Origin of the sequence: Bradyrhizobium sp. SZCCT0148, from assembly GCF_018129985.1 — a bacterium.
GTDB classification, from domain to species: Bacteria; Pseudomonadota; Alphaproteobacteria; order Rhizobiales; family Xanthobacteraceae; genus Bradyrhizobium; species Bradyrhizobium japonicum_H.
The window spans coordinates 731,924-744,884 of record NZ_JAFCKT010000002.1; the positions used below are offsets into that span (position 1 = coordinate 731,924).

Genomic DNA, 12,961 nt, shown 5'->3' on the forward strand with positions numbered 1-12,961 from the left:
GCGCGATGCCGGAGCCGGCGGCGAGGGATCGTCGAGTGCCGTTCGTTGAGTGCCTGTGCGTCGTCTGCCTGTTCGCCGGCCACCCTGGCCGCTGAAGCGTTGTTCGAGGTCTAGATGCTGGAAGCCATACGCAGAGCGGTGTCGTTTCTGCGCCAGAAGCAAATCCTGCATAAGCTTGGCGTTGTGATCAGCGTCGCGGTCATCGGCATCGCTTGCTATGTGCTCTATCACATGCTGCGAGGCATCGATTTCAACGAAGTCCTCGAGGCAATCAAGAGCACCGAGCCGAGCCAGATTGCGATGGCGGCGCTGTTCGTCACCGCGGGCTATTTCACCCTGACCTTCTATGACCTGTTTGCCACGCGCGCGATCGGCCATGCCCATGTGCCCTATCGCATCAACGCGCTCGCGGCCTTCACCAGTTATTCGATCGGCCACAATGTCGGCGCATCCGTCTTTACCGGTGGCGCGGTGCGCTATCGCATCTATTCGGCCTACGGCCTGAACGCGATCGACGTCGCCAAGATCTGCTTCCTTGCCGGCCTGACCTTCTGGCTCGGCAACGCCGCCGTGCTCGGCCTCGGCATCGCCTATCATCCGGAGGCCGCCGCCTCGATCGACCAGCTGCCGCCCTGGCTGAACCGGACGCTGGCCCTGATGATCATCGTCGGGCTGGTCGGCTACGTGGTCTGGGTCTGGACCCAGCCGCGCGTGGTCGGCCGCGGCCCCTGGACCGTGGTACTGCCGGGCGGTCCGCTGACCCTGCTCCAGATCGCGATCGGCATCATCGATCTCGGCTTCTGCGCGCTCGCGATGTACGTGCTGGTCCCGGACGAGCCCAATCTCGGCTTCGTCGTGGTCGCGGTGATCTTCGTCTCTGCCACCCTGCTCGGGTTCGCCAGCCACTCGCCAGGCGGGCTCGGGGTGTTCGACGCCGCCATGCTGGTCGGCCTCTGGCAGATGGACCGCGAGGAGCTGCTGGGCGGCATGCTGCTGTTCCGCGTCCTCTATTATCTCTCGCCCTTCGTCATTTCTGTAATCTTGCTGACGTTTCGCGAAGTTATCATCGGCGCACGATCGAAGCGCCTGCAGCAGGCGGCGCTCAAACTCGACCCCGGCCCGGCGCCTAAAGCCGCTTATGTGAGAGAACGCAGCGACAAGTCCTAGGACGGGTCCTCCAGGAGAAGTCCGCCCCGATGGCGATCGACGCCCCATCTTCTCCCTCCACGCAGCCTTGGTCCGACCGGCTGCGGCATTCGACCGTGATCCTGATCGCCGCGGCGCTGGCGCTGTCCGTCGTGGTCTCGCTCAGCGAATTGTCGGCGTTTCACGCCGCGATCGTGTTCCTCTGCATCGCCGCTGCGGCCTTGATCCCGTGGCGGCTGCACGATCCCGCCGCGTCCCGCGACGAGGTCAGGCGCATCAACCCGGTCGAGAGCGCGGCGGTAGCCGCGGTCGTCGCCGGCATGCCGGATCCGGCAGTGCTGCTCGACCGCGCCGGCCGCGTCATCCACCTCAACGCCGCCGCCGCCCAGCTCGCGCCGGCGCTACGCCGGAACGAGCTCGCCCAGTTCGCGCTGCGCTCACCGGAGATCATCACGGCGTTGCGCGAAGCGATCGCGACCACCGAGGCCCGGCGCGCGACCTATCTCGACCACGTCCCGGTCGATCGCTGGATGGAGCTGATCATCACGCCGGTGCCGGTGCCGACCAGCTTCGGCGGCGCCGACAAATGCATGCTGATGACCTTCCACGACCAGACGCCGCTGCGCCGGGTCGAGGAGATGCGCGCCGACTTCGTCGCCAATGCCAGCCACGAGCTGCGCACGCCGCTGGCTGCCCTGTCGGGCTTCATCGACACGCTGCAGGGCCAGGCCAAGGACGATCCCAAGGCGCGCGAGCGCTTTCTCGGCATCATGCACAACCAGGCCACCCGCATGGCGCGCCTGATCGACGACCTGTTGTCGCTGTCGCGGGTCGAACTGTCGGCCCATGTCAGGCCCGACACCCTGGTCGACCTGCTGCCGATCATCCGCCAGGTCGCCGACGGGCTCGAGCCGTTGGCGCGCGAGCGCCAGGTGGAGGTCGAGATCCAGTTGCCGGAGGGGCCGGTGATGATCGCGGGCGACCGCGAAGAACTGCTCCGCCTGTTCGAGAATCTGATCGAGAACGCGCTCAAATACGGCGCCTCCGGCGGACGTGTGATGGTGTCGCTCACATCTGGCGCGGCCACTGATGGAACTCAGGAAGTCCGGATCACGGTGCGGGATTTCGGCCCCGGTATCGCGCCCGAGCACCTGCCACGGCTGACAGAGCGGTTCTACCGGGTGGACGTCGGCGACAGCCGCTCGCAAGGCGGCACCGGGCTCGGATTATCTCTGGTGAAACATATTCTTAACCGCCATCGCGGCCGGCTTTTGATCGAGAGCGTGCCCAAACAGGGCGCCACCTTCACCGCCTGTTTTCCCCAGGTCAAGACTCCGGCGGCGGCCTGAAATTCAAGCGATTTCAATCGCTTGAGAGTGTCATCCGACTGTCACGAAACCTTCGTAAAAGCACAGCCGACCGCTCCTAAAGGGGCGGCGTGGGGAGCGCGATCGGGCGCGGATGGCGCTTCGCTCCCCTGCATGGAGACCAGCATGAATTTCCTCAAAACGATCGTCGCGGCCGGCATGGTTGCCGCTTCGACGACAGCGGCCTTTGCTGCCGACATCACCGGTGCCGGTGCGACCTTCCCCTTCCCGATCTATTCGAAGTGGGCTGACGCCTACAAGAAGGAGACCGGCAACGGTCTGAACTACCAGTCGATCGGTTCCGGCGGCGGCATCAAGCAGATCCAGGCCAAGACCGTAACCTTCGGCGCGACCGACATGCCGCTCAAGGCCGAGCAGCTCGAGAAGGACGGCCTCGTCCAGTGGCCGATGGTGATGGGCGCCATCGTTCCCGTGGTCAACCTCGAGGGCGTGAAGCCCGGCGAGATGGTGTTCGACGGCGAAACGCTGGCCAACGTCTATCTCGGCAAGATCACCAAGTGGGACGATCCGGCCATCAAGAAGCTCAATCCGAACGTCAAGCTGCCGTCGGATGCGATCACCGTGGTCCGCCGTTCGGACGGGTCGGGCACCACTTTCAACTTCACCAACTACCTGTCCAAGGCCAGCGCGGACTGGAAGAGCAAGGTCGGTGAGGGCACCGCGGTCGAGTGGCCGGTCGGCGTCGGCGCCAAGGGCAACGAAGGCGTGTCGGGCAACATCGGCCAGACCAAGAACTCGATCGGCTACGTCGAGTATGCCTATGCCAAGCAGAACAAGCTGACCTACACCGGTCTCGTCAACAAGGCCGGCAAGCCGGTGCAGCCGACCGTCGAAGCTTTCCAGGCGGCCGCCTCCAATGCCGACTGGGCCAAGGCGCCCGGCTACTACGTCATCCTGACCGACCAGCCCGGCGAGAAGTCCTGGCCGATCACGGCGGCGACCTTCATCCTCATGCACAAGGATGCCACCGACAAGGCGGCCTCGCAGGAAGCCATCAAGTTCTTCCGCTGGGCCTTCACGAAGGGCGACAAGGCGGCCGAGGAGCTCGACTACATCCCGATGCCGGACACCGTCGTCCAGCAGATCGAGAAGACCTGGGCTGCCGATATCAAGAGCTGAGCGCTCTCCCCTCATGTCCCGGACGCGGTGCGGCCCTGGCGATGCGAAGCATCGTCCAGCGTGCTGCTCCGCAGAGCCGGGACCTACAAGCACCGGGCCCCGGATCAGCGCCGCACCGCGACGCATCCGGGGCACGAGACCAGCAAAGCGTATATAACGGGTACAGGGGATCGGCGTGGCAGAAATGGCCGTTCAGAGCGATATCATCGACGACGTCGGGCCGTATGACCGCGCCAAGGCCTTGGGTGCGTTCAAGCTAGGCGACGTCACCTTCTACTGGATCACGCGACTGTCCGCGATCTCGGTGCTGCTGATCCTCGGCGGCATCATCATCTCGCTGATTGTCGGCGCATACCCGGCGATAAGGGAGTTCGGCTTCTCCTTCCTGTGGACGCAGCGCTGGGCGCCGTCGGCCGATCCGCCGGTGCTCGGTGCGCTCGGTCCGATGTACGGCACGCTCGTCACCTCCTTCATTGCGATGCTGATCGCCATTCCGGTCGGTCTCGGCATTGCGATCTTCCTCACCGAGCTCTGCCCGCAATGGCTGCGTCGCCCGATCGGCATGGCGATCGAGCTGCTCGCCGGCATTCCCTCGATCATCTACGGCATGTGGGGCTTCTTCGTGCTGGGCCCGTTCCTGGCCAACAGCTTCCAGCCCTTCATGATCAAGATCTTCGACGGCGTCCCGGTGCTGGGCGCGATCTTCGCGGGTCCGCCGTCCTATCTCAGCACGTTCAACGCCGCGCTGATCCTCGCCATCATGGTGCTGCCCTTCATCACCTCGATCTCGGTCGACGTGTTCAAGACCGTGCCGCCGGTGCTGAAGGAGGCCGCCTACGGCGTCGGCTGCACCACCTGGGAGGTCGTCCGCAGCGTGGTGATCCCCTACACCCGCGTCGGCATCATCGGCGGCATCATGCTGGCGCTGGGCCGCGCGCTTGGCGAGACCATGGCGGTGACCTTCATCATCGGCAACTCGTTCCGCATCTCCTCATCGATCTTCGCGCCGGGCACCACGATCTCGGCGGCGATCGCATCCGAGTTCGCCGAGAGCGACGGCCTGCACCAGTCCGGCCTGATCCTGCTCGGTCTTTTGCTGTTCGTGCTGACGTTCTTCGTGCTGGCCGCCGCGCGGCTGATGCTGATGCGGCTGGACAAGAAGGCGGGGAAGTAAGGTCATGGCCCTCAATCCGATCTATTCGCGTCGTCGCCGCACGGACATCATCATCCGCGGGCTCTGCTTCGCTGCGGCCGCCTTCGGCGTCACCTGGCTCGCGCTGATCCTGATCACGCTGCTCTTCAACGGCCTGGCCGGCCTTAATCTCGAGCTCTTCGTCGCGGATACGCCGCCTCCGGGCTCGACCGAAGGCGGCCTGCGCAACGCGATCGTCGGCTCGATCATCATGACGGTGATCGGCGTCGGCATCGGCGCGCCGCTCGGCCTGTTCGCCGGCACCTACCTCGCCGAATACGGCCGCAACGACCGCCTGACCTCGGTGATCCGCTTCATCAACGACATCCTGCTCTCGGCGCCCTCGATCATCATCGGCCTCTTCATCTACGGCGCGGTAGTGGTGCCGATGAGTGGCTTCTCCGCGATCGCAGGCAGCCTGGCGCTCGCCGTCATCGTGATCCCGGTCGTGCTGCGCACCACCGAGGACATGCTGCTGCTGGTGCCTAATCCGCTGCGCGAGGCGGCCTCGGCACTGGGCCTGCCGCGCTCGCTGGTGATCAAGCGTATCGCCTATCGTGCGGCCCGGTCGGGCCTCATCACCGGCGTGCTGCTTGCCACCGCCCGAGTCGCCGGCGAGACCGCGCCGTTGCTCTTCACCGCGCTGTCCAACCAGTTCTTCAGCCTCGGCCTGAACAAGACGATGGCCAACCTGCCGGTGACCATCAACAACTTCGTGCAGAGCCCCTACGCCTACTGGAAGCAGTTGGCGTGGAGCGGCGCCCTGCTCATCACCCTGACCGTGCTTGCCCTGAACATTGGCGCGCGCATCCTTGGCGCCGAGAGGACCGCAAAATGAGTGATCTTTCCGTATCGATGAGCGCGTCCGGTGGCCTTCCGCAGGCGCCGGTGCTCCCTGAGGCGCCCGCCAAGGTGACGGTGCGCAACCTCAACTTCTATTACGGTGAGCACCACGCGCTGAAGAACATCAACCTGACGCTCGGCGCCAACCGCGTCACGGCGTTCATCGGCCCGTCGGGCTGCGGCAAGTCGACCCTGCTGCGCATCTTCAACCGGATGTACGACCTCTATCCGGGCCAGCGCGCCACCGGCCAGCTGATGCTGGACCAGACCAACATCCTCGACCCCAAGCTCGACCTCAACCTGCTGCGCGCCCGGGTCGGCATGGTGTTCCAGAAGCCGACGCCGTTCCCGATGACGATCTACGAGAACATCGCTTTCGGCATCCGCCTCTACGAGAAGATCTCGAAGTCCGAGATGGACGACCGCGTCGAGAAGGCGCTGCGCGGCGGCGCCCTCTGGAACGAGGTCAAGGACAAGCTCAATGCCTCCGGCCTGTCGCTCTCCGGCGGCCAGCAGCAGCGCCTGTGCATCGCCCGCACCGTTGCGGTGCGCCCGGAAGTCATCCTGTTCGACGAGCCCTGCTCGGCGCTCGACCCGATCTCGACCGCCAAGGTCGAGGAGCTGATCCAGGAACTGTCCGAGAACTACACGATCGCGATCGTCACCCACAACATGCAGCAGGCGGCGCGCGTCTCCGACAAGACCGCCTTCATGTATCTCGGCGAGCTGATCGAGTTCGACGACACCAGCAAGATCTTCACGTCGCCGACCGACCGGCGCACGCAGGACTACATCACCGGCCGGTTCGGCTGAGGAGACGCGACATGGGTACCGAACATACCGCAAAGGCCTTCGACACCGACCTCCAGGAGCTCACGCGCCTGGTCGCCGAGATGGGCGGCATTGCCGAGCGCATGATCGTCGATTCCGTCGATGCGCTGATCCGCCGCGACGTCGCGCTCGGCCAGCGCGTCGTCGCCATCGACGCCGATCTCGACGCGCTGCAGAAGCGCATCGAGGAACGCGCGGTGCTCACCATCGCCCGCCGGCAGCCGATGGCGGTGGATCTGCGCGAGATCGTCGGCGCGATGCGCGTCGCGACCGACCTCGAACGCATCGGCGACCTCGCCAAGAACATGGGCAAGCGCGTCGCCGCGCTGGAGACCGACTTCCATCCTCTGAAACTGTTCCGCGGCCTCGAGCACATGACCGACCTCGTGCAGCAGCAGGTCAAGTCGGTGCTGGACGCCTATGCCGCGCACGATCTGCCGGCGGCGATGGCGGTGTGGAAGGGCGACGAGGAGGTCGACGCGATCTGCACATCGCTGTTCCGCGAGCTCCTCACCTACATGATGGAGGATCCGCGCAACATCTCGTTCTGCATCCACCTGATGTTCTGCGCCAAGAACATCGAGCGGATCGGCGACCACGCCACCAACATCGCCGAGACCGTGTTCTACATGATCGAGGGCCAGGCGATTACCGACAAGCGGCCGAAGGGCGACATGACCACCTTCGCCACGACGATCCCGAACAGCTGAAGACTTAAGGAGCGACGACACCATGGGCGCACGCATTATGGTGGTTGAGGACGAGGAAGCTCTCACCGAGCTGCTTCGCTACAACCTCGAAGGCGACGGCTATGACGTCGAGACGGTCATGCGCGGCGACGACGCCGACACCCGCCTCAAGGAGCACATCCCCGATTTGATCGTGCTCGACTGGATGCTGCCGGGCCTGTCGGGCATCGAGCTGTGCAGGCGCCTGCGCACCCGGCCCGACACCAAGCAGCTGCCGATCATCATGCTCACCGCGCGCGGCGAGGAGAGCGAGCGGGTGCGGGGGCTTGCGACCGGCGCCGACGACTACATCGTCAAGCCGTTCTCGGTGCCGGAGCTCCTGGCGCGCGTGAAGGGCCTGCTGCGGCGCGCCAGTCCCGAGCGGCTCGCCACCGTGCTGGCCTATGGCGACATCGAGCTCGACCGCGACAAGCGCCGCGTGGCGCGCTCGGGCCGGCCGATCGATCTCGGCCCGACCGAATATCGCCTGCTGGAGTTCTTCCTGGAGCATCCCGGCCGCGTGTTCTCGCGCGAGCAGCTGCTCGATAGCGTCTGGGGTCGCGACATCTACATCGACGAGCGCACCGTCGACGTTCATATCGGCCGCCTGCGCAAGCTGCTCAATCTCGGCCGGGAGCAGGACCCGATACGTACCGTCCGCGGCGCCGGCTACGCGCTGGACGATCGCTTCGCGAAAGCGGAGCAGGCGTAAGGTTAGGCGAGTTGTCGGCTTGGCGAGCCGCGGCCACAATCTCGCCTGTCGTCCCGGGGCGCGCGCAACGCGAGCCCGGGATCTCCGCGCCAGCGCTTGCGCTGGTCGCGATAACCACAGGACGTGGTTCGGCGAAGACTCGGAGTGACCATCTCGCGCAATAGCTGCGCCCTGTGGTTTGGATCCCCGCCTTTGCGGGGATGGCACCGAGGAGTTGAACCCGTCATCGCAACGACGGCTGAAGTTCTTGCAGTCGACTAATTCCGCGACTTCACCGCGGTCCCGGCTTCGCCGGTGCGCGCCGGCGGTCTGCCGCCGGCTGATAGGCTACGCGCGAGTGCTGGGCGCAGTAGGGCAGGCCGGAGAGCGCCTTGCCGCCGCAGAAGAAGAAGTCCGGGCTGGAGGGATCGCCGACCGGCCAATGGCAGGTCGCCTCGTTCAGTTCGAGCAGCGACAGCCGCTGGCTCATCGGCACCACGTTGTCGTAGGTGACGGGTTCTGCCTCGACCTCGACCTCGAAGGCCTGGGCCAGCGCGGTGTTGCCGCGCGCGACGGGGCGGCTCACCCGCATCATGTGCTGCGCAGGACGCGCCTTGCGCGGCCGGGGCGCGGCCGAGGACGGGCTCTTGGCGCGGCCGGACAGACCGAGCCTGTGCACTTTGCCGATCACGGCATTGCGGGTCACATTGCCGAGCTCAGCTGCGATCTGGCTGGCCGAAAGTCCGGCCTCCCAGAGCTTTTTCAGCTGCTCGACGCGATCATCGGACCAGGTCAAAACCGTCATTGCACCCTTTCCCTCGCTGCGCGGCTGCCGTCCTGGCGCCCATGCGGCGATTGCTAAGCTTCGAAAAACCCGTGCTGCCAGAATCCCTTAAGGCTCGCCGGGCGCGTAACTGACGCCCGAACGTTTACGCCGGTACATGAGGACACTTGAGATCAGAACCGCTGCACGAGATGTCGTATCTGACAATTCAAACGCTACAATATGGCGTGACTCCCGCGCAAGAGTCCGCCGACTCGCTTCCACATGTTCCGTGGTGAAAACCCGCAAAATCGGCACCGCAAGACTACGGATTCAGCGTTTCCTGGGGCTTTCCGGCGGCATTGACACCCGTCTTGCCAAGCATAAGATAGTCCCGCGTGCCGCCCTTAAAAGGCGGCACGTTTCGTTTTCCGGGCCGGTGGATGGTGCGTTGCGTAATGCACGCGTCCCATCGTCCGCAACATTCAAGTGACATCATGACGAACAGCGCAGCGCCGCATTTGCTCCCCGTTTTCGCCAGAGCCGACCTCGGCTTCGAGCGCGGTGAAGGCTGCTGGCTGATCGCGACCAATGGCGATCGCTATCTCGATTTTACCTCGGGCGTGGCCGTGAATGCGCTCGGCCATTGCCATCCGCATCTGATCAAGGCCCTGCAGGAGCAGGCGACCAAGCTCTGGCACATGTCGAATTTGTTTCAGAGCCCGGATGGCGAGAAGCTCGCCAACCGGCTTTGCCAGGAGAGCTTTGCCGACTTCGTGTTCTTCTGCAATTCGGGGGCCGAAGCGCTGGAGGGCGTGATCAAGCTGGTGCGCCACCATCACTTCTCCAAGGGGCATCCGGAGCGCTATCGCATCATCACTTTCGAAGGCGCCTTCCACGGCCGCACGCTGGCGACGCTGGCTGCGACCGGCTCGGCAAAATATCTCGAAGGCTTCGGTCCGCCGATGGAAGGCTTCGACCAGGTGCCGCATGGCGACATCGAGGCCGTCAAGAAGGCGATCGGCCCGCACACCGCCGGCATCCTGATCGAGCCGATCCAGGGCGAGGGCGGCGTGCGCTCGGCTGCGCCCGGCTTCCTCAAGGCGCTGCGCCAGCTTTGCGACGAGAAGGGCCTGCTGCTCGCCTTCGACGAGGTGCAGACCGGCATGGGCCGCAGCGGCGATCTGTTCGCCTATCGGCGCACCGGCGTCACGCCTGACGTGATGTCGCTGGCCAAGGCGCTCGGCGGCGGCTTCCCGATCGGAGCCATTCTGGCGACCGCGGATGCGGCCGCCGGCATGGGTCCCGGCTCGCACGGCTCGACCTTCGGCGGCAATCCGCTGGCGATCGCGTCGGCCAACGCCGTGCTCGACGTCATGCTCAAGCCCGGCTTCTTCGACCACGTCCAGAAGATGTCGCTGCTGCTCAAGCAGAAGCTCGCCTCCGTGATCGACCGTCACCCTGACGTCGTCAGCGAGGTGCGCGGCGAGGGCCTGCTGATCGGCATCAAGGCCGTGGTGCCCTCCGGTGATCTCGTCGCGGCGCTGCGTCATGAAAAGCTGCTCACCGTCGGGGCCGGCGACAATGTCGTGCGTTTCCTGCCGCCGCTGATCGTGACCGAAGCCGAGATCGAGGACAGCGTGGGGCGGCTGGAGCGCGCCTGTTCCGCGATCTCGTCCAGCCAGACCAAGCGGGCGGCAAGCTGATGAGCAAGTCCCCCAACAAATCTCCGAAGCACTTTCTGGATATCAACGAGCTGCCGTTGTCGGAGCTCAAGCGCATGCTTGCAGCTTCGTCCGCGATGAAGGCGAAGCAGAAGGCGCAGCAGCCGGTGCGGCCGCTCGAAGGCAAGACGCTGGCGATGATTTTCGAGCGCCCGTCGACCCGGACACGGGTGTCGTTCGACGTCGCCATGCGCCAGCTCGGCGGCGAGCCCATCATGCTCACCGGGGCCGAGATGCAGCTCGGCCGCGGCGAGACCATCGCCGACACCGCGCGCGTGCTGTCGCGCTATGTCGACGCCATCATGATCCGCATTCTCAATCATGACGCGCTGCTGGAGCTTGCGGCCAACGCCACCGTGCCCGTCATCAACGGCCTGACGCGGCGTTCGCATCCCTGCCAGGTGATGGCCGACCTCATGACCTATGAGGAGCATCGCGGCCCGATCGAGGGCAAGACGGTGGCCTGGACCGGCGACGACAACAACGTGCTGGCGTCCTGGGCGCACGCCGCCGAACGCTTCAAGTTCCAGCTCAATGTCGCGACGCCGCCGGAGCTCGCGCCGAAAAAGGCGATGCGGGACTTCATCAAGGCGACCGGCGCGCCGATCATGCTCGGCACCGATCCGGAGGCCGCCGTGCGCGGCGCCGACTGTGTCGTTACCGACACCTGGGTGTCGATGGGCGACAAGGAAGGCGAGCACCGCCACAACGTGCTCAAGCCCTATCAGGTCAACGGCAAGCTGATGTCGCTGGCCAAGCCCGACGCGCTGTTCATGCACTGCCTGCCCGCTCATCGCGGCGAGGAGGTTACCGATGACGTGATCGACGGTCCGCAATCGGTCGTGTTCGATGAGGCCGAAAACCGCCTGCATGCGCAGAAGGGCATTCTGGCCTGGTGTTTTGACGCGGTGAAGTGATCTCAAGGTGGGGCCGGGTAGATGGCTCCATTCTCCCGTGTCATCCCGGACAAGCGCCGCCTGGTGGCGCCAGATCCGGGATCCATAACCACAGGACGTCATTTCGCGATGACTCGGAGTTGTCATCGCGCGCAATAAAGTCATCCTGTGGTTATGGGTCCCGGGCTCGCGCGTTGCGCGCCCCGGGACGACGTCGGGTTTGGAGTGCCCCGTGCCCCCTTCCATTTTCGCCCTCGGACCCCAGATAATGCGCCATGATTTCCCAATCTCCTGACTTGAAAGCCGGCCCCGAAGGCCCGGTTCGCGCGCCATCAGCGGTTCCGATCGATGACGCCGTGTTGCCCTACGAGGTCGACGCGCTCGACGTGCGCGGGCGCCTGGTGCGGCTTGGCCCGGCGCTCGACGAGATCCTGACCAAGCACGATTATCCCGCGCCGGTCGGCAAGCTGCTCGGCGAGGCCATCGTGCTGACGACGCTGCTCGGCTCGGCCCTGAAATTCGAGGGACGCTTCATCCTGCAGACGCAGACCGACGGTCCGGTATCGTTCCTGGTTGTGGACTATCAGGCGCCGGATCGCCTGCGCGCCTATGCGCGCTTCGATGCCGCGCGCCTCGGCGATGCCCAAAAATCGGGAATGGAGTCCGGCGCGCTGCTCGGCCGCGGTCATCTCGCCATGACCATCGACCAGGGCCCCGACATGAGCCGCTATCAGGGTCTGGTCGCGCTCGATGGCGGCAGCCTGGAAGACGCTGCCCACGAATATTTCCTGCGCTCCGAGCAGATTCCGACCAAGGTGCGTCTCGCGGTCGGTGAGGAGTGGCGCTCGAACGACGGCGGCAAGCATCGCTGGCGCGCCGGCGGCATGCTGATGCAGTTTCTGCCGAAGGCGCCGGAGCGCGCGCGGCAGGCCGATCTGCATCCCGGCGATGCCCCCGATGGCGTCGAGGTGCACAGCGTCGCCGAGGACGACGCCTGGGTCGAGGCGCGCTCGCTGATCGAGACCGTCGAGGACGTCGAGCTGATCGATCCCGAGCTCTCCGGCGAGCGGCTGCTGTTTCGCCTGTTCCACCAGCGCGGCGTGCGCGTGTTCAATCCGATCGATCTCAAGGCGCAATGCTCCTGCTCGCGCGATGCGGTCGCGGCCATGCTGAAGAGCTTCTCGCCGGACGACCGCGCGGCGATGGTGAAGGACGACAAGGTCGTCGTCACCTGCGAGTTCTGCAGTTCGGTGTACGATTTCACGCCTGACGAGGCGGGCGTCGAGGACGCGTAGCGAGGTCTTGGAGGGTGGGCGAAGGCATACTTGTGCCAAGCCCACGATCTCTCGACTGCGGACAAAGACGTGGCCACGCTTCCGCGCTCCTCGAGCTATGGCGGAGGCGTCGGTTTGCCCACCCCACGCGGCTTGCTGTGTCGCCGCGTGTCAATCCACGTGCGCGAAAATATTCCACTTTACCGAAATTCGGTTTCGGCGTATGTGTCGCCCCATCCTGGCTCACCCAGGAGGGGCGACGTGAAGTCGTCACGTTCGCGAGCCGGGCTTGCGGTGGACGCGGCAGCGTCGGCACGAAAGGCGCGGGCAGGGCGGGTAGTCCCTGTGAGCCCGAGGCCACGTGCG

General features: G+C 65.4%; 12 protein-coding genes. 11 read left to right on the top strand and 1 reads right to left on the bottom strand.

Annotated features, from left to right (window positions below; all coding sequences use genetic code 11):
• The first annotated feature begins 114 nt into the window (after positions 1-114).
• From JQ580_RS11775 to phoB, 8 genes are all read left to right on the top strand, one after another.
• Complete coding sequence (locus JQ580_RS11775; RefSeq protein WP_212280201.1) at positions 115-1,167, top strand: lysylphosphatidylglycerol synthase domain-containing protein; 1,053 nt, start codon at positions 115-117, stop codon at positions 1,165-1,167.
• A 29-nt stretch (positions 1,168-1,196) separates the two neighbouring features.
• Entirely contained in the window at positions 1,197-2,495 is a 1,299-nt protein-coding gene (locus JQ580_RS11780) for an ATP-binding protein (protein ID WP_212280202.1), read from the top strand.
• 144 nt (positions 2,496-2,639) lie between these two features.
• Positions 2,640-3,653, top strand: coding sequence for a phosphate ABC transporter substrate-binding protein PstS (gene pstS / locus JQ580_RS11785; RefSeq protein ID WP_212280203.1), 1,014 nt, complete (start codon positions 2,640-2,642; stop codon positions 3,651-3,653).
• Between the two features lie 184 nt (positions 3,654-3,837).
• Positions 3,838-4,827 (top strand): phosphate ABC transporter permease subunit PstC, encoded by a 990-nt coding sequence (gene pstC, locus JQ580_RS11790; protein WP_212280204.1) that lies wholly within the window; start codon positions 3,838-3,840, stop codon positions 4,825-4,827.
• A gap of 4 nt (positions 4,828-4,831) precedes the next feature.
• Complete coding sequence (pstA, locus tag JQ580_RS11795) at positions 4,832-5,683, top strand: phosphate ABC transporter permease PstA (RefSeq protein ID WP_212280205.1); 852 nt, start codon at positions 4,832-4,834, stop codon at positions 5,681-5,683.
• Positions 5,680-6,501, top strand: coding sequence for a phosphate ABC transporter ATP-binding protein PstB (gene pstB / locus JQ580_RS11800; protein ID WP_063199660.1), 822 nt, complete (start codon positions 5,680-5,682; stop codon positions 6,499-6,501). Before pstA ends, pstB begins: the two co-directional genes overlap by 4 nt.
• Positions 6,502-6,512: 11 nt before the next feature.
• Positions 6,513-7,229, top strand: a complete 717-nt coding sequence (gene phoU, locus JQ580_RS11805; RefSeq protein WP_212280206.1) for a phosphate signaling complex protein PhoU — start codon at positions 6,513-6,515, stop codon at positions 7,227-7,229.
• 22 nt (positions 7,230-7,251) lie between these two features.
• A complete protein-coding gene (gene phoB / locus JQ580_RS11810) occupies positions 7,252-7,959 on the top strand; it encodes a phosphate regulon transcriptional regulator PhoB (protein WP_094976360.1) in 708 nt (235 codons plus the stop codon).
• Between the two features lie 271 nt (positions 7,960-8,230).
• Here the strand turns inward: phoB and JQ580_RS11815 are convergent, their stop codons facing one another.
• A complete protein-coding gene (locus JQ580_RS11815) occupies positions 8,231-8,743 on the bottom strand; it encodes a GcrA family cell cycle regulator (RefSeq protein ID WP_212280207.1) in 513 nt (170 codons plus the stop codon).
• Positions 8,744-9,198: 455 nt separating this feature from the next.
• Here JQ580_RS11815 and JQ580_RS11820 point away from each other — a divergent pair, with 455 nt between their 5' ends.
• The 3 genes from JQ580_RS11820 to JQ580_RS11830 all read left to right on the top strand — a co-directional run bounded on the left by JQ580_RS11820 (position 9,199) and on the right by JQ580_RS11830 (position 12,616).
• Positions 9,199-10,407, top strand: coding sequence for an aspartate aminotransferase family protein (locus JQ580_RS11820; RefSeq protein WP_212280208.1), 1,209 nt, complete (start codon positions 9,199-9,201; stop codon positions 10,405-10,407).
• The gene (gene argF / locus JQ580_RS11825) at positions 10,407-11,342 is read left to right on the top strand and encodes an ornithine carbamoyltransferase (RefSeq protein ID WP_212280209.1); all 936 of its coding nucleotides are present in this window, start codon (positions 10,407-10,409) and stop codon (positions 11,340-11,342) included. The genes JQ580_RS11820 and argF overlap by 1 nt, the downstream gene beginning before the upstream one ends.
• A 254-nt stretch (positions 11,343-11,596) precedes the next feature.
• Complete coding sequence (locus JQ580_RS11830) at positions 11,597-12,616, top strand: Hsp33 family molecular chaperone (protein ID WP_212280210.1); 1,020 nt, start codon at positions 11,597-11,599, stop codon at positions 12,614-12,616.
• Positions 12,617-12,961: the final 345 nt, after the last annotated feature.